We start from the raw sequence: 17525 nt of genomic DNA, 5'->3' as shown, positions 1-17525 counted from the left end.
AAGAAGATACGCCCTTGCATCCCGGGCCGGAAGAAGCGGAAGACGCAGGTCCGCTACGATAAGCGCAGGTATAAGCGGCGCAACCGGATCGAGATCATGTTCGGCAGGCTCAAGGATTGGAGACGGGTGGCGACCCGTTATGACCGATGCCCGAAGACCTTCTTCTCAGCGATCGCACTCGCCGCAACCGTCATCTTCTGGCTTTGAGTGAGAACGAGTCCTGACCCTAGACTCCAAGTTCATAAAGCCATCCGCGGGGGAGCTTTTCTTCAACAAAGCGTTTCATTGCTCTTTGTGTCTAATCAAACATCCAGCTCCTCCACAAACCGCGCGTTCTCCTGGATGTACTGGAAGCGCAGCTCCGGCTTTTTGCCCATCAGGCGTTCCACCAGATCGCCGGTCTCGCCCGGTTCGTCCTCGTCGATGGTCACGCGGATCAGGCTGCGGGTCGCCGGGTCCATCGTGGTTTCTTTCAGGTCCTTGGCGTCCATCTCGCCCAGGCCCTTGAAACGCTGCACGTCGATCTTTCCCTTGCCGCCCAGTCCCTTGGCCAGCGCCGCCTCCTTGGCGGCGTCATCAGCAACGTAGAGCCGTTTCGCCCCCTGCGTCAGCCGATAGAGCGGCGGGCAGGCGAGGTACAAATGGCCTTGGTCGATCAGCGGACGCATCTGTGTATAGAAGAAGGTCATCAACAGCGCCGCGATATGGGCGCCGTCGACGTCCGCGTCGGTCATGATGATGATCTTTTCATAGCGCAGGTCGTCGATGCTGAACTTGCTGCCCAGCCCAACGCCGAGCGCCTCGCAGAGGTCGCGGATCTCGGCATTGGAGGTGAGCTTGTTCGACGCAGCGCCCAGCACGTTCAGGATCTTGCCCTTGAGCGGCAACAGCGCCTGCGTCTCGCGGAAGCGGGCGCCCTTGGCCGAACCGCCCGCCGAATCGCCCTCGACGATGAAGATCTCTGTCCCTTCGCGGTTCTTGTTGGTGCAGTCGGTTAGCTTGCCCGGCAGGCGGAGTTTCTTGGTCGCGCTTTTGCGGGCGGTTTCCTTTTCCTGTCGCCGGCGCAGCCGTTCTTCGGCCCGCAGCACGAGGAAATCGAGGATGGCGCCCGCGGATTTCGTATCGGAGGCGAGCCAGTTGTCAAAGTGGTCGCGGACCGAGTTTTCCACCAGCCGCTGCGCCTCGGTCGTGGCGAGACGGTCCTTGGTCTGGCCGACGAATTCCGGCTCGCGGATAAAGCAGGAGACCAGCGCGCAGCCGCCGGTGATCAGGTCGTCCCTATTGATCTGACTGGCTTTTTTGTTGTTCACCAACTCGCCGTAGGCGCGAATGCCCTTGAGGATCGCGGCCCAGAATCCCGCCTCATGCGTGCCGCCCTCGGGCGTGGGCACGGTGTTACAGTAGCTCTGGATGAACCCGTCGCGCGAAGGTGTCCAGTTGATGGCCCATTCGACCTTGCCCGGGGTGCTGAATTTCTCCTTGAAATCAACAACTCCGGAAAAGGGTTTCTCGGCGTAGGTGGAGGCGCTGCCCAGCGTTTCCACGAGGTAATCCGACAGGCCACCGGGGAAGTGGAAGGTCGCCTCCATCGGTGTGTCGCCGTCTTCGATCTCTGTCTTCCAGCGGATCTCTACGCCACTGAAAAGATAGGCCTTGGAACGCACCATCTTGAACAGGCGGGAGGGCTTAAACCTATGAGAACCAAAGATTTCTTCGTCAGCGTGGAAGGTGACGGTGGTGCCGCGGCGGTTCGGAGCGGCGCCGATCTGGGCGACGGGGCCAAGCGGGATGCCGCGGGAAAACCGCTGTTCGTAGAGGGCCTTGTTCTTGGCGACCTGAACCACCATCGAATCCGAGAGCGCGTTGACGACAGAGGCGCCGACACCGTGCAGACCACCCGAGGTCTCATAGGCGTCGCCGGAGAACTTGCCGCCCGCGTGCAGGGTGCAGAGGATCACCTCGAGCGCGGATTTTCCGGGGAACTTGGGGTGGGGGTCAATCGGGATGCCGCGACCGTTGTCCCTGATTTCAATAGAGAAATCGGAATGCAGCGTGACCTCGATCCGGTTGGCGTGGCCCGCCACCGCCTCGTCCATCGAGTTGTCCAGAACCTCGGCCACGAGGTGATGCAGGGCGCGGTCGTCGGTGCCGCCGATATACATGCCGGGGCGTTTGCGCACGGGTTCCAGCCCCTCCAGCACCTCGATGGAGGAGGCGTCATACTCGGGCTGTGCGGCGGAGTGGAGGAGGTCGTCGGCCATGTGTGTGCTCGGTTTGTTCTGATTGGTTGGCGGCGATTATGGCAGAGGGTCCCGTCCGGGTAAACGGGGCGTACGGTCTGGTTAAGGCACCGTGCCTTGGGGGACGCAACGGGGGCTGCCTACCATATCTTGCGGTGGATGGGGATTCAGAGCAGCGGCCTCGGGGCGCCTGGTTTGTACGTTTTGTACGGTTTGTACGTCGAATTCAGCATTTTGTACAAAACGCGGGCCGAGGTTTGGGTGACGTTGCGGGAGATTTGGTTAATCGGGCTGGGTTTGGGGTGGTTGGTTTGGCGGTGCCCGGGCGGGGATGGTGCGGGATGAGGTCCCGGATCAGGTCCGGGACTGCGGAGGGAGATGCGGAACCGCAGAAGCGTCATGCTGAAAGCATGCCTCTGGCATGACCTGCGGGGGTGAGACCCGGTCCGCGCAGCGGCAAAGGCTCCGGGGGTGGGTTTGAGGGTCGAACGGAGTGCGGAGCCGCAGAAGCGCCGACCTGCGGGGTGGCGCTGCTAAGGGTAGAACGGGTGCGGTTTATCGTGACACATCCGAAGGACCTCTGGGGTTTGCACCTGCGTCGACAAAGCGCCGCCCCGGGGGGGCGGGTCGGCGCTGGCGCGGCGGCCTTCGGCCTTGTTCCGCGCCTTGGGGGAGGGGATTGATGTGGGGTGTGGGTGGTGCGCGGGTAATGAGCTCCTTACGAGTGATTCCGATATGAAGCCGCTGCCTGACACTTCGCATCTCGCAAGAGTTTTGCGACATCGTCGTCCAGATCCAGTTGCGCCAGAGAATGAATGCACTTGATTCCCGTCCCCAGAATGTTGCATTTTTCATCCCCAGCAAAACGAGAACTCATTTCGCAGAAGTACCTAGGTTCTGGGATTGCAAAGTTTGCCTGTGTCTTGTTTGCGAGTTGATAGACTGCGTGGCTTACGAAGTCCGCAATTTCCAGTAAATCCTCTTCACCTTTTTGTCGTGTCGTGATGCAAAATGGGTTGAAGTTCGAAAAAACCTTCGACTGTCGATACATCGGGTTGTGTTTTACAGTTTCAAAGTATCTGATCATCGCATCATAGTCGTGGTTGCGGCGCTCAAGAATCACGGACAGGTCATCTTCGTTCAGCCCTTTGGTGGATAAATATTCTAAGATGCGCTCTAATAGATATTTTAGGCATTTGTTGTAAAACTTGTGAGGGTCAGCACCGATCTGATCCTTATATTCTTTCAAAGTTGCTTTGTTAGAAATGACGGCAAAGTACCGGACGGGAAGCTTGCCTAAAGTTCGTGCAAGGAGAACCTTCTCATTGTGCGCAAGATCTGTTGCATGTTTCCACTTCGACTTTGCAATTGTTGATTTGAAATCTAGCAGTCTTTTCCGAGCAACAATAGAAGACGCCGGTTGGAGAACTGCTGCTCCCATCACAAAATATGGCGATGCTCCCGGCGTGTTTTCGTTGCGTACTTTGTAAACGCCGGTTTCGCCGCTCTCGTCGACAAACACCGTATATCGCATTTCTCGCTCATGGTTTACCCGATTCTTTTAGAAGGTATTGGTTACCATGCCGCGCCATCCAAGACTATATTACAATGCTTTCTGCTGCTCGCGCCTTCACGTGCGTACATGTTAGGGATTGCTTACCTACCTCCCGCCACCCCTCCCCAATCTCCGGAAACCACGCATCCGCCCCCTCGACCTCCAGATCCACTTCCGTGATCAACAGCCGGTGCGCCAGTGGCAGCATGGCCTCGTAGATCTTTTGCCCGCCGATCCCATACACACGGAAATAGCCAAGCGACTGCGCCAGGGCGATGCCCTCTTCGACGGAGCCGACGACGTGTTCGTGCAGCGAGGTGTCGCGGGAGACGACGATGTTCAGGCGCTTGGGGAGGGGCTTGAACGGCAGGCTCTCCCATGTCCGCCGGCCCATGATGAGCGCGCCGCCCAGGGTCTCGCGCTTGAACATAGCGAGGTCCTCGGGGAGGTGCCAGGGGATGTCGCCATCCTTGCCGATGGCGCGGTTGCGGTCGTGGGCGGCGATGAGCGTGATCATGGGAACCTCAGACAGCCACGGGGGCCTTGATGGCGGGCAGGGGGTCGTAGCCGGGAAAGGAGAAATCCTCATACCGGAAATCGAAGAGGTCCGTGACCTCGCGCGCGATCTCCAGCCGGGGCAGGGGGCGCGGCGTGCGCGAGAGCTGTTCGGCAACCTGGTCCATGTGGTTGGAATAGATATGGGCGTCGCCGATGGAATGGACAAAATCGCCCGGCTCATAGCCGGTGACATGGGCCAGCATGACCTGCAACAGCGCGTAGGAGGCGATGTTGAAGGGCACGCCGAGGAACATGTCGGCGGAGCGCTGGTAGAGCTGCAGGTGCAGCTTGCCCCCGATGATGCGGACCTGCCAGAGCGTGTGGCAGGGCGGCAGCGCCATCTCGGGCACATCCGCCGGGTTCCAGGCCGAGACGATCATGCGGCGCGACTCCGGGGTGGTGCGGATCTGGTGCAGGAGGGTCCGGATCTGGTCGATCTCGCCCTTGTCCCCGGGCCAGTGGCGCCACTGGTGGCCGTAGACCGGGCCGAGGTCGCCGTTCTCATCCGCCCATTCGTCCCAGATCGAGACGCCGTTGTCCTTGAGATAGGTGATGTTGGTGTCGCCGGAGAGGAACCAGAGCAATTCGTGAATGATCGAGCGCAGGTGCAGTTTCTTGGTGGTCACGAGGGGAAAGCCCTGTGCCAGCGGATAGCGGCATTGCAGGCCGAAATAGCTGCGGGTGCCGGTGCCGGTACGGTCGGACGTCTCCTCGCCGTGGTCGAGGACCGTGCGGAGTGCGTCGAGATATTGCTGCATGATGTCCCTCCGGGAATGCGGGGCGCTGGGTGGTTCCCTTGGAATAGGGTATTTCGCGGGGCGGCGGAAGCGGAACGCTTGGCGGGATCGGGGCGGCTGTGCCAAGCTGCGGCAGAGCAGAAGAGGCAGGGGCGGAGGCAAGGCTGGAATGACGATCGCCGCGATTTCGGCGCCGCCTGACGCGCGCGAGGCTCTGGCCGCTTGCGTGGCGGCGATACAGCCGGACAGCGGGGTGACCTGGCTGGTGCTGCCGATGCGCAGGATGCCCGAGGACGGGAAGCTGCTGGAGAAACTGCGGGCGGTGGCGCGGGTGCCCGTGGACATGGCCCGGGATGGTGCGGCGCCGGGTGCGGACAGGGTGCTGGTGATACCGCAGGACCAGGTTGTGCGGATCGAGGGCGGTGTCCTGCGGCTGGCCCCGGGCGGCGCCTCGCCGCTGGACGACGGCCTGTCGACCCTGGCCGAATGCGAGCCGGCGGCGATTGCGGTGTTGCTGCCGGGACGCGACGCGGTGCCGACGCTGGGCGCGCGGGTCCTGCAGGCGGCGGGCGGCATCGTTCTGGGGGGCGGCCCGGCGACGCAAGCCGACAGGGAGGTGACGGCAGCGGACGCGCCCGGGGTGGTCACGGCGATCCACCGGGCATGGCGCGCCCAGGCGGCCGGGGAGGGGCCAAGCGGCGAGCAGCTGGACCGGGCTGCCCGCCTGATGGGCTTTGCGGACCGGCCCGGAGAGGTCCTGTTGGCGGCCAGGATGGCGCGCAGGATGGCAATCGAAGGCGGGCTGACGCCCGAGGCCTACCTGGCGCGGTTGCGCAGTGACCCGGCAGAGCGGCAGCGCCTTGCGCGGGAGGTCATGCAGGGCACGGCGCAGGAGGTTTCGGACGCGGTGGTGATCGATCGGTTGCGGGACCGTGTTCTGATCCCTTTGTTGCAGCGCAAGCAGGCCGGGTTTCGTGTCTGGGTGCCCGGCTGCGGCCAGGGCGAACTGGTCTACCAACTGGCCATGATGATCGTCGAGCTGACGACAGAGCGGCAGGACCGGCGCCCCTGGAAGATCTTCGGCACCGATACGGACGCCTTGGCCCTGCGCCAGGCGCGGTCGGGACACTATGGCGCTGAAGCGGCGGCGGCGCTGGATCCGGACCGTCGGACTCGTTTCCTTCGGCGCGGCGACGGCGGGTACACGGTCGATCTGGCCCTGCGCGAACTCTGCGTTTTCGCGGAGCACGATCTGTTTGCGGATGCCCCCTTTGGCTGGCTGGACCTTGTGTTGTGCCTGCGGCCGGGCCTGTTCTCCCGTCCCGAGAAGGCGGAAGTGGCGTTGGCCCGGTTCGACTATGGCTTGCAGGGGGCAGGGTTCCTTGCGGTCTCGCCGCAGCTGGCCCCGATGCTGGATGAGGAAGGGTTCGAGCCGGTGGGCGAAGACGGCATGCTGTTCCGGCGACGGAAAATCCAGGGGCGCGCGCGCGCCTCGGTCCTGCGCGGCTACCGGCCCGCCGAGAGGCTGACTGAAACCGCGCTGGCCGAACGCGGCGTCTTGCGGATGCTGGGAACGGTCTTTGCCTCGGTCGACGACACGGGGCGGTTCATCCATGTCTCGGCGGCGATGCGAGCCTTTCTGTCGCCGGTTCGGCCTGGCGTCGCCTACGGGTTGCAGGATCTGCGCGACCCGGAACAGGCCCGCGCGGCATCAGAGGCCCTGGCAGAGGTGCGCGACGAGGGGCGCGAGATCTCCGTGCGGACCGTGGCCCCTGACGGAGCAGAGGCCAAGGGAGAGGTCTGCGTCGCGGCCTCTGCCGAACAGGCCGGTCGCTACCTCGTGGTGCTGCGCGGTGCGGAAGACGGCCAGTTGCCGGGGCTGTCGGTGCCGCCGGGGGCCGTGCCCTGGCAACGCCAGCTGGACCGGCTGCAATGGCGGACCGAAAGCGCCGAGATGGCGTTGAGCAGCGCCAATCGCGAACTGCTGGCGCTGAACGAGGAACTGCAATCCTCGAACAGGGAATTGCGGATCAGCCGGGGAGAGCTGGAGCTGATCAACAGCAAGCTGCAGGCCTTCAATCGCGAATTGCTGGAGTCCTCGACCCGGTTGGAGCAGCAGAACGCCGAGCTGCAGGCGATCTACGATGGTGTGCCCGTGGGACTGGGGATGATCGGAAAGGACATGCGATGGTCGCGCGGCAACAGGTACCTGGCCGAGTTGTTCGGGCTGGATCCGGATGCGTTGCGCCTTGCGCCGGCGGACACCCCGGTGCCGGTGCAGATCGGCGATGTGGCGGCGCGGATCGAGGCTGTTCTGGACGGCGCCGCCCCGCTGGAAGGGATCGAGATCACCGCTGGACAGGGGCGGCGGCTTGTCGGTGACATCTTTCCGGTCCTGCGCGACGGAGAGGTGACGGCGGCGGGCATTGCGGTGCGCGACGTGACCTCCGAGCGGGCGCTGGAGGAACAGAAGGACCTGTTGACCGCCGAGTTGCAGCACCGGGTCAGGAACATGCTGGCGGTGGTGCGGGCGGTGACGCGGTTCACCGCGCAGCGATCCGGCGACAAGACCGAACTGGCCAGCCGCCTGTCGCAGCGCCTGGCCTCGATGGGCCGGACATTCGAGCTGTTGTCGGATGCGGGCTGGGACTGGCAGGGCCTGCGGGGGCTGGCGGAGTCCAGTCTTGCCGCTTTCGTGGACCTGAACGATGAGAGGTTCACCTATCAGGGCGAGGACGTGGCGCTGCCGCCCGAGGATGCGCAGGCGATTGGCCTGGCCTTGCACGAACTGGGCACGAATGCCGTCAAATACGGGGCGTGGAGCGTGCCGGACGGCCGGGTGGTGCTGGATGTCGTGGCCTCCGGCGACGGGCTTTTGCGGATGACATGGCGCGAAACCGGCGGCCCCGAGGTGGTTCCGCCCGAGCAGACCGGGTTCGGGGCCTTCCTGCTGGGCACGATCCTGGGGCGCCAGTTGCAGGCCACCGTTGTGATGGATTACCGCCCCGAGGGACTCTGTGTCACGATCTCGCGCGCGGGGGTGGGATGATCAGGCCGGGGCGGGTTCGAGGCCGGAAAGATTGCGCATGACGCGGACCAGCTCTTCGACCGGCTCGCTTTTGCTGAGCACCTCGACGTCCGGGGCGATGTCGCGCAGGCCCAGCGAGTTCGAGACATAGGCGCTGTAGACGGCGGTCCGGCAGCCGCGCGCATGGAGGATGGCCAGCAGGCGCCGCCCTTCTTCCCCGATGACGACGTTCGAGCTCATCTGGCGGCCAAGGTCCAGGTCGAGCACGCAAAGGCGCGGGGTGTTCTGCGACAGGCTGCTCAGGGCGCCGGTATAGTGGCGGACCGGGGGCAGCGGGTTCAGCCCGGCCTCTTGCAGGGCCTCGAAAAGCTCTGTCGAGAGAAAGGCGTTGTCCTCGACGATCAGGGTCGGGCCTGTCGTTCTTGTGCCTGTGGTCTCGCCAGTCATGGGCCTGCTGCCTCGCGTATTCAATTCATTGGCGCCGTTGGCGCATCCAAAAAAACATGCTTGCACCCGGCCCGGGGCCAGGGTGCCAGGCAGAGACGAGCAGGACCATACCATCCTGATTGCCGATCAGGAAGCGTCCGGGCTGGTGACCCGGGCAATCACCTTGGGCAGGGGCTGTCAGATGCTCCCGAAATCTCTGCTGTGGGTCGATTATGCCGCACATTCAGCCGCTTCGCCAAGCCAAGATTGACTTTTTCAACCGTGATGCGCACGCTGTGGACAAAATAAAAGGCAAGACCTGAGGCAGTCCCATGTATCGCATTATTGCAGCGCTCGCTTTGGCGGGCGTCCTTTCCGCGTGTGACGGCGCGACTCTGACCGGCGACGGCGGGTCGGGAATTGGAACCGGGGCGCAGCCGCTGGTCCCTGAACCCGATCCCGGCACCGGGAGTGGCACCGACCCGGATGCGGATCCCGACCCCGACAACCTGTACACGAGCGAACTGGAGAACGCCTCGCCAGAGCTGACGGTCAACGAGATGACCTTTGACCCGGACACCGGTGAGCTGGTGTTCAACAACCTGCCGTTCGACAGCGACAAGGCCGTGGCCGGTGCGAATGTCTACGGCAAGGACACGGGCCTCAGCACCATTCTCAATCCTGGCGGCAGTGGGTTCGACGTCTATCGCAACACGGCGGGGCCTTCGGGCACGTCGCAGTATTTCGCGGTGTTCCGCCGTTCGCCCAGCGGATTCAGCCAGGTGGGTGCCGTTGGCACGGATCGGTACCTGTCGTTCGGCTTTGGCGGGGCTGCGGCGCAGCGCCTCGAGGGGAGCGGTGCGTTGCCGTCGACCACGGACTCCTATGTCTTCAACGGCGAATATGCCGCGGTCCGTACGGTTGTTGTCGATGGCGCACCGGGTGCGGAAATCCAGTATGTGTCCGGCCTGGCGCGGATCGAGGTCGACGTTGAGGATCCCGATATCTCCGGCGCTGTCGAAGGTGTGATCGTCAGCCGAGAGTTCTTTGATGCCAATGGTGTGAACATCGCTGCGCTGAGCGGGGCGGATTTCCTGTCGCTGGCCACGGCCGAGATCAACTTTGACACCTGGACGATCAATTCGTCCGATGCCAGTGCCGTACGCTCGGACGGCGAAGTGACCCAGACGGGCACCTGGTCGGGGCTCTTCGCGGGTCCTGATGGCGAGGAGGTTGTGGGTATCGTGGTGATCGAGGGACAGGGTCCGGTGGGGATCGACCCCGGGACCGGCGAGTTCATTACCGAAGACATCCGCGAGACCGGCGGCTTCATCGCCACGCGCCCCTGACCGATGAGCCTTGGCGCCCTTCTGTTGCGCGCTCTGCGACCGGCCGTTCTGGCCGGCGCGATGGCGCTGATGTCGGCCCCGGCCGGAGCCGAGGCGGTGCGGATGAGCGTGGACGAGGCGCGCGGCGCCGCGGCGCGGGCGCTGATGGCCGGGCAGGCGGACCTGGCGCTGGTGCTGGCCGAGGGGGTGCTGCTGGGCGCGCCCGGCGATACCGACGCTCTGATGATGAAATCCCGCGCCCTGTCGCAGCTTGGCCGCAGTGCAGAAGCGGCGGAGGCCGCGCGCAGCGCCCTTGGTGGCACGAATGACGAGCGGGAGCGGTTCTTTTCCGCGATGCTGATGGCGCAAGCGCGAGCCTCTGGCGGGCGACCCGGCGTTGCGCAACTCTGGCTGAGGCGCGCGGCCCAGATGGCGCCGGATGACCAGCTGAAGGCCGTGGCGGTGCGCGATTTCCGCCAGTTGCGGCGGCTGACGCCCTGGCGGCTGTCCCTGGACCTGTCTGTCGAGCCATCGGACAACATCAACGGCGCGCCCAAGACCAACAGTTTCACCTTTGCCGGGCTGCCCTTCATCAATCCTTCGGCGGTGCCGCTGTCCGGAGAACGCTATGTCCTGGGCGCCGATTATGTCCGCCGTGTCCCGCTGAGCGAGACCCGGCGGCTGAACCTGGGCCTGTCGACGGAATTCCAGCGGGTGCGGTTTTCCTCCGAGGCGCGCGACAAGGTTCCGGGGATCAAGGACGCGGATTACCGGCAGGATGCGCTGGCGCTGAGCCTGGGGTACGAGGCGCGCGCGCAGGACGGCAGCTGGCTGGGCAAGTCGCAGCTGTCGCTGACACGGCACTGGCTGGGCGGCGCGCTGTTCGCCGATGCGGCGCGACTGGATCTCAGCTATGGCCAGACAATTGTGCCGGGGCTGATCGGGGCGCTGCGCTATGGTTACGAGGTCGAGCAGCGGCACGATGCGGCGATCCGCGATGCACAGACCCGCGAACTGGGCCTGACGCTGACACGCGCCTATGGCAAGTCCACCCTGGGGCTGGACCTGCTGGTGTCCGACACGGCCTCGGACTCGCGGCTGGTGGCGCGGGAAAGCGCCCGCGCGGCACTGAGCTATAGCCTGGGCAGGCCGGTCAAGGGCTTGTTGCCGCGGCTGACGCTAGCCTGGGAAGTGACCGATTTCGACAGGGGGCCGTCCCCTTTCTGGGTCGATCCGCGCCGGGACGAGGAACTGAGTGTTTCGCTGGATGTGCTGTTGCCAAACTACGATCTCTACGGCTTTGCGCCGGAAATCGGGGTTTCCTTCCGCGACCGGAGTTCCAATTATACCATCTACGAGACCCGCGGCACAGATCTGCGGCTGGGTCTGAAATCGGTATTCTGAATGACAGCCTGCGCAGGCGGGCCGGAAGGGACAAAATGGGAATCAAGTATCTGCACACGATGGTCCGGGTGGCGGACCTCGACGCGTCGATCGACTTTTACAAGATGCTGGGACTGGTCGAGCGCCGCCGGACCGAGAGCGAGAAGGGCCGTTTCACGCTGGTCTTCCTGTGCCCGCCGGATCAGGCGGATGGCCACGCCGACGTGGAACTGACCTACAACTGGGACGGGGATGAGGGCCTGCCCTCGGACAGCCGCCACTTTGGCCACCTCGCCTACACGGTGCCCAACATCTACGAGATGTGCCAAAAGTTGATGGACGCGGGCGTGACGATCAACCGGCCGCCGCGCGACGGGCACATGGCCTTTGTCCGCTCGCCCGACAACATCTCGATCGAACTGCTGCAGGAAGGTGAGGCCCTGCCGCCGCAGGAACCCTGGGCAAGCATGGGCAACACGGGGCACTGGTGACGGGCCTTGCCCAATTGATCGCCGCCATTCTGGCGGCGATTGTGCCGGCGGGGGCCGAGGCCGCCTGCCGGCTGGCGCTGCTGCTGGCGCTGGATGTCTCCTCGTCCGTGGACGAGGCGGAATACGGGCTGCAGCGCGACGGCCTGGCGGCGGCCCTGACCAGCCCGGACGTGCAGGGTGCGATCCTGCAGCAGGGCGGCACAGTGGCGCTGGCCGTCTACGAGTGGAGCGGACGGCGGCAATCGGTGGTGGTGCAGGACTGGGTGCTGCTGCGGAGCGCGGGCGACATCGCGGCGGTGGCCGCGCGGTTGCGGACCGTGCAGCGGTCCTACCGGCGCTTTCCGACGGCGCTGGGCTATGCGCTGGGCTTCGGGGCCACGCTGATGCAGAAGGCCCCGGCCTGCGAGCGGCAGGTGATCGACGTGTCCGGGGACGGGATCACCAATGACGGGTTCTGGCCCGGGCTGGCCTACAAGCATTTCCCCTTTGAGCGGATCACGGTCAACGCGCTGGCGGTGCTGGGGGCGGACCCCTCGGTGGTGGATCACTACGAGTTCGAGGTGCTGCATGGCCCGGGGGCCTTCATCGAGACGGCACAGGGCTATGAGGGGTTCGAGCGGGCGATGGTCCGCAAGCTCTATCGCGAGGTCCAGAACCGGATTGTCGGCGGGCTGCCTTACGTGGGGCCGGGGCCGGGATGACGCGGCTGGCCTGTCTTGCGGCGCTGCTGCTTTGGGGGGCGGGGGCCGAGGCGGCCTGCCGCCAGGCGCTGGCGCTGGGTCTGGACGTGTCGGGATCGGTCGACGCACTGGAATACCGGCTGCAACTGGATGGGCTGGCTGGCGCGCTGGAGGATCCGGAGGTCATGGGGGCCTTGTTGGCCATGCCCGAAGCGCCGGTGTCTGTGGCCGTCTTCGAATGGAGCGGGCCGGGATCTCAGCGGTTGGTGGCGCCCTGGCGGCGGATCGAGGGGCCGGTGGACGTGGCCGACCTGGCGGCGCTGTTGCGCGGAACGCAGCGTGGGCAGCTGGGCCAATCCACCGCGATCGGGGCGGCCAAGAGGTTTGGCGCGGCGCTGTTGTCGGAGCAGGGAGGCTGCTGGCGCCGGGTGCTGGACCTTTCGGGCGACGGAAAGTCGAACACTGGGCCGAGGCCGCAGGACAGCCGCCCCGGCGGGATCACGATCAACGGGCTGGTGATCGGCGCCTCGGGCGATGCGAACGGGATCGGTGCCCTGGCCTCGTACTATCGCGCCTATGTCATCGCGGGGCCGGATGCCTTTGTTGAGACCGCGCTGGGCTTTGAGGCTTTCGAGGCGGCGATGGTGCGCAAGCTGAAACGCGAATTGCAGGTGCTGGCCGTCTCGTCCAGATAGCGGCGGTGACGTCTGGGCGCCGCTCCTGCGCCCCTGGCGCAGATCGCCCCGCCCGCCGTCCCACCAGGGCGCCGTCCGGACGGCATCGCCCGGCCCGGCGGCCTCAGTAGATATAGCGGATCTGGTCGGTCCAGTAGCGTTCGACGCGGCGCAGCGCGGTGGTGATCTCGTCAATGCCATCGACCGACAGGACGCCCTTGCCCTGCAGCCCGTCCGCATGGCGGCCAAAAAGCTCGCCGACGATGTCGCGGATTTCCCGCCCGCGCTGGGTCAGGCGCACCCGGACCGAGCGGCGGTCGATCTCGCACCGCTGGTGGTGCATATAGCCCATCTCGACCAGTTTCTTGAGGTTGTAGCTGACGTTCGAGCCCTGGTAATAACCACGGCTTTTCAGTTCGCCGGCCGTCACCTCGTTGTCGCCGATGTTGAACAATAGCAGCGCCTGCACCGCGTTCACGTCGATGATGCCCAACCGTTCGAATTCGTCCTTGATGACGTCGAGCAGGAGGCGGTGGAGTCGTTCCACCAGGCTCAACGCATCCAGGTAGCTCGTCATGAAGCCCTGTGCCGGCCCCTGATTCAGTGACGAATGAATGCTCATTTCAGTCTCCGCCTGTTTTTCTTGCAACGGAGCTTTCGGGTATAAACGCAAATATCGGGTTAAACCGAGTAGAAGACCCGGAAAATTCTATTGATTTCCGAGGGTTGGTTAACCAACCTTACCAGAGGCCGAAACACGCAGACCCCGTCCGGCAACGGGCGCCGGACCGATTCCTGCCGCGCGATCAACCGTTTGCGGCGACGCGGGTGATTTCCGAAATCATCCGGATGTGGGTCTCGGGCGCGGGGCGCTGGCCCGAGATCCACTGGTAAAGATCCTGGTCGTTCTCTGCCAGCAATGCCTCGTAGGCATCCAGGTCGGCGGCATCCAGGGCGTCAAGGCGGGCCTCGGCGAAGCGGATCAGCAGGATATCCATCTCCTTGGTGCCGCGGCGCATGGAGCGCATGCGCAGACGGCGGAGACGGGTTTCGCGGGATTCGCCGAGGCCGGTCGTCATGTCACTGGGCCTCTGTCAGCAGGGTGCGCAGGCGCTTTTCCAGCCGCCCCAGCTTGTCCGCCTTGGCCTTGAACTGGCCGCGCAGGGCGCGGATCTCGGTCAGGACGGCGTTGACGTCGGGCGCCAGGACATCGTCCTGGTCGGGGTCGGGCACGCCGTCGCCTTCGCCGGTGATCAGCCAGACGATCGACACGTTCAGCACTCCGGCCAGCGTGGACAGGCGGTTGGCGCGCGGTTCGTTGATGTCGTCTTCCCAGGCCTGGAGGGTCTTCAGCTTGACGCCCAGGCGCTTGGCCAGGACCTCCTGGGTCATGTGGGCCGCCTCGCGGGCAGCAGCGAGCCGGTCGCCGAAGGTGGCGGATTCGGGCCCGTACCAGTCTTTCGAGTTGTCCATGATCTTACCTTTCCGGTGAAGCCGCTTGAACGCCGTTTGGGCGCAAACTATGACAGGGCTGGCGAATTTTCAAACGACGAGCCCTCTTATGCCCTTTCTGTCGCAGACGCTATCCCGCGTGAAACCTTCCCCGACGGTCGCCGTCACGCAACTTGCGCGCGAACTTGCGGCCGCAGGGCGCGATATCATCGGACTCGGCGCCGGCGAGCCGGACTTTGACACGCCGGACAATATCAAGGCTGCAGCAATTGCGGCAATCGAAGCGGGGAAAACGAAGTACACCGCGCCGGACGGAATTCCCGAGCTGAAAGAGGCGGTCTGTGCCAAGTTCGCCCGTGAAAACGGGCTGAGCTACACACCCGCCCAGATCAGCGTCAGCACCGGCGGCAAACAGGTTCTCTACAACGCGCTGATGGCGACGCTGAACCCGGGCGACGAGGTCATCATCCCGGCGCCCTATTGGGTCAGCTACCCCGACATGGTGCGCCTTGGCGGCGGCGAGCCGGTGATCGTCGAGGGCGCCGAGGCCGAGGGGTTCCGGATCACGCCTGAACAGCTGGAGGCGGCGATCACGCCGAACACCAAGTGGTTCATCTTCAACTCGCCGTCGAACCCGACGGGCGCGGGCTATGATCGCGCGGCGCTGACCGCGCTGACCGAGGTGCTGATGCGGCATCCCCATGTCTGGGTCATGTCCGACGACATGTATGAACATCTGGCCTATGACGGGTTCGAATTCGTCAGCCCGGCCCAGGTCGAACCGGGGCTGTATGACCGCACGCTGACCGTCAATGGCGTCAGCAAGGCCTATGCGATGACCGGTTGGCGCATCGGCTATGCGGGCGGACCCGAGGAACTGATCGGCGCGATGCGCAAGGTACAGGGGCAGTCCACCACGAACCCCTGTTCGATCAGCCAGTGGGCGGCGGTCGAGGCGCTGAACGGGCCGCAGGACTTTCTGGCGGAGCGCGCGGCGGTGTTCCGGCAGCGGCGGGACATGGTGGTCGACCGGCTGAACGCCTGCGCCGGCATCACCTGCGCCACGCCCGAGGGGGCGTTCTACGTCTATCCTTCGGTGGCGGGATGCCTTGGCAAGACGTCGAAAGGCGGCCGGCGGATCGACACGGACGAGGATTTCTGCACCGCCCTGCTGGAGGAAGAGGGCGTCGCGGTGGTCTTTGGCGCGGCTTTCGGCCTGAGCCCACATTTCCGGGTCAGCTATGCCGCCTCGGACGCGCAGCTCACCGGTGCCTGCGACCGGATCGAGCGGTTCTGTGCGGGGCTGACATGACCGCCGACCTGCCAGAGTTCTACTTTCGCGTGCGCGAAAACGGTGCTCTGGTCTATCGCGTCGACACCGAGAACCGGCAGCGGCGGATCGAGATGGACCAGATCGCCGTGGTCAACGTCAACAAGGGCGAGATCAAGCCACATGGCGACCGCGAGTTGGCAGCGGGCGAACTGGAAGAGATCCGTGCCTGGATGGAAGAGCGGCAGCGGCTGCTGGCGCTGCGCGAGATGGATGACATCCATCGCGCCATCGACCACCTGAACCTGACCGCCCAATGGGCGCAGGCACGGGCGACGCAGGAACAGCTCGAAGAGGTCACGGATGCGCTGCTTTTGGCGATGCATGACCTGCGCAGCGTTCTGGTCCGCAAGAAGGCGGACCGGGTGATGAAGGGCTGAGGCGCGCCTTTCCGATGGGCGAAAAGGGGCGGTTTGCCTATAAACCGGGCAAGCCGTGGCCGATGTTAAGGATTGCCGGGCGCTGCCTCTTCATTCCTCTGCATTTGGCCCTTATGTTCGGTCCATGCCACAGAACCAGATCACACTGACGCAACGCGATGCAGGTGGGCCGTTCGATCTTGGCCGGCCGCTGTTCCCCCTTTCACCCGATGACGTGCGGGCGCTACTCGACCGGCAGGGCTGAGCAGGCCGCGCAAGCGATCTATCCCAGGATGCCGGGCCAGTTGGCGCGGCCCTTGGCGATGTTGCCCTCTATGTCCTGCAGCCAAAGGGTGCGGGCGCGCAGGCTGGCGTTGAGGAACAGTTGGCCTTTGTGGATCGTCCAGGCCTCGGGGATGGTCGGCGCCAGGTAGCCGCGCGAGGCGGCAAAGGCGCAATACCCCCCGAATTGCGGGGCATAGGCCGTCGGGTCCGCCTCGAAGGTGGCGGCGTTTCCGGTATCGGCGAATTGCCAAGAGGCACCTTTCCAGCTCAGTGCCGCGGCGCCCCCGGGCACGGGACCGTTGCCGGCGAAATAGGCCACAGGGTCGGATCCGTCGATGGCGATACCGTTCTCTGCATAGATCTCGGGTTCGGCTGCCAGGACACTGCGCGCGGTGATCAGCAGGGCAGGGGCGGCAAGCGCGAGGCCAAGCGTGGCGCGGCGTGTCATGTGGGGCATCGGGCGGGTCATGGCGGTCTCCGGTGAGGTTGCGGCTGCTCACAGGATGGGCTGATCGGTGTCTTGGCAAAAGCCCCCGACACGGGGACGTGACAGGGCGTGTGCGGGCAAATTTTCTCGCCCGGGCGTCATAAACCTGTTACATTTTGGCTATGACAAGATCCGTCCTCCCAATCTTGCTATGCCTCGGGTTGCCGATCGGGCCGGCCGTCGGCAGCCCGATTGCCGAGGTCATATGCGCCCCGTCCGACCAGATGACCCGCAAGCTGGTGGAACAGTTCGGCACCGCGCGTCGCGCCACGGGGTTGCGCAGCCCCGAAGAAGTGGTCGAGATCTGGACCGACGACCAGGGCGACTGGACCATGATCATCAGCTATGCCTCCGGCACGTCGTGCATCGTGGCCATGGGCGAACACTGGCAGGATCTGGACCGCGGCGACCCGGCCTGAAGCGGGAGAATCTTCCGGAAATGGCACGAAAAAATTGACTCGCGCCCGCGTGCTGGTAGCTTGTGGACAATTGCACCGTCTTTAGGGGGACAT

Annotated in this window: 19 protein-coding genes; 10 read left to right on the top strand and 9 right to left on the bottom strand. The window is 64.7% G+C overall.

All coding sequences use genetic code 11. The features are described from left to right. On the top strand, positions 1–207 hold a 207-nt coding region (locus KZZ07_RS10465), incomplete at its 5' end, for a transposase (protein ID WP_219513996.1). Positions 208–302: 95 nt separating this feature from the next. Here KZZ07_RS10465 and parE read toward each other — a convergent pair. The 4 genes from parE to KZZ07_RS10445 form a co-directional block, all read right to left on the bottom strand. After that, entirely contained in the window at positions 303–2261 is a 1959-nt protein-coding gene (gene parE / locus KZZ07_RS10460) for a DNA topoisomerase IV subunit B (RefSeq protein WP_219513995.1), read from the bottom strand. 697 nt (positions 2262–2958) lie between these two features. After that, positions 2959–3774 (bottom strand): DUF3800 domain-containing protein, encoded by an 816-nt coding sequence (locus KZZ07_RS10455; protein WP_219513994.1) that lies wholly within the window; start codon positions 3772–3774, stop codon positions 2959–2961. A 64-nt stretch (positions 3775–3838) separates the two neighbouring features. Beyond that, a complete protein-coding gene (locus KZZ07_RS10450; RefSeq protein ID WP_219513993.1) occupies positions 3839–4312 on the bottom strand; it encodes a dihydrofolate reductase in 474 nt (157 codons plus the stop codon). Between the two features lie 7 nt (positions 4313–4319). Further along, on the bottom strand, positions 4320–5111 hold the full coding sequence (locus tag KZZ07_RS10445) for a thymidylate synthase (protein WP_219513992.1): 792 nt from the start codon (positions 5109–5111) through the stop codon (positions 4320–4322). Positions 5112–5259: 148 nt separating this feature from the next. Between KZZ07_RS10445 and KZZ07_RS10440 the strand changes: the two genes are divergently transcribed. After that, positions 5260–8139 carry a CheR family methyltransferase gene (locus KZZ07_RS10440; RefSeq protein ID WP_219513991.1) on the top strand — a complete coding sequence of 960 codons (2880 nt, stop codon included), beginning with the start codon at positions 5260–5262 and terminating at the stop codon, positions 8137–8139. Here the strand turns inward: KZZ07_RS10440 and KZZ07_RS10435 are convergent, their stop codons facing one another. Beyond that, positions 8140–8565 (bottom strand): response regulator, encoded by a 426-nt coding sequence (locus KZZ07_RS10435; RefSeq protein ID WP_219513989.1) that lies wholly within the window; start codon positions 8563–8565, stop codon positions 8140–8142. 311 nt (positions 8566–8876) lie between these two features. On the opposite strand from KZZ07_RS10435, the gene KZZ07_RS10430 reads away from it, so the two are divergent. From KZZ07_RS10430 to KZZ07_RS10410, 5 genes are read left to right on the top strand one after another with little or no spacing between them, the layout of a single operon-like run. Beyond that, positions 8877–9893, top strand: coding sequence for a hypothetical protein (locus KZZ07_RS10430; RefSeq protein ID WP_219513988.1), 1017 nt, complete (start codon positions 8877–8879; stop codon positions 9891–9893). A 3-nt stretch (positions 9894–9896) separates the two neighbouring features. Continuing rightward, on the top strand, positions 9897–11276 hold the full coding sequence (locus KZZ07_RS10425; RefSeq protein WP_219513987.1) for a surface lipoprotein assembly modifier: 1380 nt from the start codon (positions 9897–9899) through the stop codon (positions 11274–11276). A 35-nt stretch (positions 11277–11311) separates the two neighbouring features. After that, positions 11312–11746 (top strand): VOC family protein, encoded by a 435-nt coding sequence (locus tag KZZ07_RS10420; protein ID WP_219513986.1) that lies wholly within the window; start codon positions 11312–11314, stop codon positions 11744–11746. Next, positions 11743–12447, top strand: coding sequence for a DUF1194 domain-containing protein (locus KZZ07_RS10415; RefSeq protein ID WP_367181430.1), 705 nt, complete (start codon positions 11743–11745; stop codon positions 12445–12447). The genes KZZ07_RS10420 and KZZ07_RS10415 overlap by 4 nt, the downstream gene beginning before the upstream one ends. Beyond that, entirely contained in the window at positions 12444–13121 is a 678-nt protein-coding gene (locus KZZ07_RS10410) for a DUF1194 domain-containing protein (protein ID WP_219513985.1), read from the top strand. Before KZZ07_RS10415 ends, KZZ07_RS10410 begins: the two co-directional genes overlap by 4 nt. A 103-nt stretch (positions 13122–13224) precedes the next feature. Here the strand turns inward: KZZ07_RS10410 and KZZ07_RS10405 are convergent, their stop codons facing one another. The 3 genes from KZZ07_RS10405 to KZZ07_RS10395 all read right to left on the bottom strand — a co-directional run bounded on the left by KZZ07_RS10405 (position 13225) and on the right by KZZ07_RS10395 (position 14573). Then, the gene (locus tag KZZ07_RS10405; RefSeq protein WP_219513984.1) at positions 13225–13722 is read right to left on the bottom strand and encodes a MarR family winged helix-turn-helix transcriptional regulator; all 498 of its coding nucleotides are present in this window, start codon (positions 13720–13722) and stop codon (positions 13225–13227) included. 184 nt (positions 13723–13906) lie between these two features. Then, entirely contained in the window at positions 13907–14179 is a 273-nt protein-coding gene (locus tag KZZ07_RS10400; RefSeq protein WP_219513983.1) for an FAD assembly factor SdhE, read from the bottom strand. A gap of 1 nt (position 14180) precedes the next feature. Then, on the bottom strand, positions 14181–14573 hold the full coding sequence (locus KZZ07_RS10395) for a helix-turn-helix domain-containing protein (protein WP_219513982.1): 393 nt from the start codon (positions 14571–14573) through the stop codon (positions 14181–14183). A gap of 88 nt (positions 14574–14661) precedes the next feature. On the opposite strand from KZZ07_RS10395, the gene KZZ07_RS10390 reads away from it, so the two are divergent. Both KZZ07_RS10390 and KZZ07_RS10385 read left to right on the top strand, forming a co-directional pair. Then, a complete protein-coding gene (locus KZZ07_RS10390) occupies positions 14662–15864 on the top strand; it encodes a pyridoxal phosphate-dependent aminotransferase (RefSeq protein ID WP_219513981.1) in 1203 nt (400 codons plus the stop codon). Beyond that, entirely contained in the window at positions 15861–16262 is a 402-nt protein-coding gene (locus KZZ07_RS10385; RefSeq protein WP_219513979.1) for a hypothetical protein, read from the top strand. Before KZZ07_RS10390 ends, KZZ07_RS10385 begins: the two co-directional genes overlap by 4 nt. Positions 16263–16524: 262 nt before the next feature. Here the strand turns inward: KZZ07_RS10385 and KZZ07_RS10380 are convergent, their stop codons facing one another. Next, positions 16525–16995: a YHS domain-containing (seleno)protein gene (locus KZZ07_RS10380; protein ID WP_255564273.1), complete on the bottom strand. Its 471-nt coding sequence runs from the start codon at positions 16993–16995 to the stop codon at positions 16525–16527. A 242-nt stretch (positions 16996–17237) separates the two neighbouring features. Here KZZ07_RS10380 and KZZ07_RS10375 point away from each other — a divergent pair, with 242 nt between their 5' ends. Beyond that, positions 17238–17432 (top strand): hypothetical protein, encoded by a 195-nt coding sequence (locus tag KZZ07_RS10375; protein WP_255564272.1) that lies wholly within the window; start codon positions 17238–17240, stop codon positions 17430–17432. Positions 17433–17525 lie beyond the last annotated feature (93 nt).

The organism is Mameliella sp. CS4 (assembly GCF_019392335.1).
GTDB lineage: Bacteria > Pseudomonadota > Alphaproteobacteria > Rhodobacterales > Rhodobacteraceae > Antarctobacter.
This window is presented reverse-complemented; position numbering and strand designations above follow the sequence as displayed.

What these genes read in the sequence shown, in the direction of transcription:
- KZZ07_RS10430 (WP_219513988.1), top strand. Translation starts at nt 8,877, where the DNA reads ATGTATCGCATTATTGCAGCGCTCGCTTTGGCGGGCGTCCTTTCCGCG.
- KZZ07_RS10385 (WP_219513979.1), top strand. Translation starts at nt 15,861, where the DNA reads ATGACCGCCGACCTGCCAGAGTTCTACTTTCGCGTGCGCGAAAACGGT.
- KZZ07_RS10380 (WP_255564273.1), bottom strand. Translation starts at nt 16,995, where the DNA reads ATGACCCGCCCGATGCCCCACATGACACGCCGCGCCACGCTTGGCCTC.
- KZZ07_RS10405 (WP_219513984.1), bottom strand. Translation starts at nt 13,722, where the DNA reads ATGAGCATTCATTCGTCACTGAATCAGGGGCCGGCACAGGGCTTCATG.
- KZZ07_RS10375 (WP_255564272.1), top strand. Translation starts at nt 17,238, where the DNA reads ATGACCCGCAAGCTGGTGGAACAGTTCGGCACCGCGCGTCGCGCCACG.
- KZZ07_RS10445 (WP_219513992.1), bottom strand. Translation starts at nt 5,111, where the DNA reads ATGCAGCAATATCTCGACGCACTCCGCACGGTCCTCGACCACGGCGAG.
- KZZ07_RS10440 (WP_219513991.1), top strand. Translation starts at nt 5,260, where the DNA reads ATGACGATCGCCGCGATTTCGGCGCCGCCTGACGCGCGCGAGGCTCTG.
- KZZ07_RS10395 (WP_219513982.1), bottom strand. Translation starts at nt 14,573, where the DNA reads ATGGACAACTCGAAAGACTGGTACGGGCCCGAATCCGCCACCTTCGGC.
- KZZ07_RS10420 (WP_219513986.1), top strand. Translation starts at nt 11,312, where the DNA reads ATGGGAATCAAGTATCTGCACACGATGGTCCGGGTGGCGGACCTCGAC.
- KZZ07_RS10450 (WP_219513993.1), bottom strand. Translation starts at nt 4,312, where the DNA reads ATGATCACGCTCATCGCCGCCCACGACCGCAACCGCGCCATCGGCAAG.
- KZZ07_RS10410 (WP_219513985.1), top strand. Translation starts at nt 12,444, where the DNA reads ATGACGCGGCTGGCCTGTCTTGCGGCGCTGCTGCTTTGGGGGGCGGGG.
- KZZ07_RS10400 (WP_219513983.1), bottom strand. Translation starts at nt 14,179, where the DNA reads ATGACGACCGGCCTCGGCGAATCCCGCGAAACCCGTCTCCGCCGTCTG.
- KZZ07_RS10455 (WP_219513994.1), bottom strand. Translation starts at nt 3,774, where the DNA reads ATGCGATATACGGTGTTTGTCGACGAGAGCGGCGAAACCGGCGTTTAC.
- KZZ07_RS10425 (WP_219513987.1), top strand. Translation starts at nt 9,897, where the DNA reads ATGAGCCTTGGCGCCCTTCTGTTGCGCGCTCTGCGACCGGCCGTTCTG.
- KZZ07_RS10390 (WP_219513981.1), top strand. Translation starts at nt 14,662, where the DNA reads ATGCCCTTTCTGTCGCAGACGCTATCCCGCGTGAAACCTTCCCCGACG.
- KZZ07_RS10435 (WP_219513989.1), bottom strand. Translation starts at nt 8,565, where the DNA reads ATGACTGGCGAGACCACAGGCACAAGAACGACAGGCCCGACCCTGATC.
- parE (WP_219513995.1), bottom strand. Translation starts at nt 2,261, where the DNA reads ATGGCCGACGACCTCCTCCACTCCGCCGCACAGCCCGAGTATGACGCC.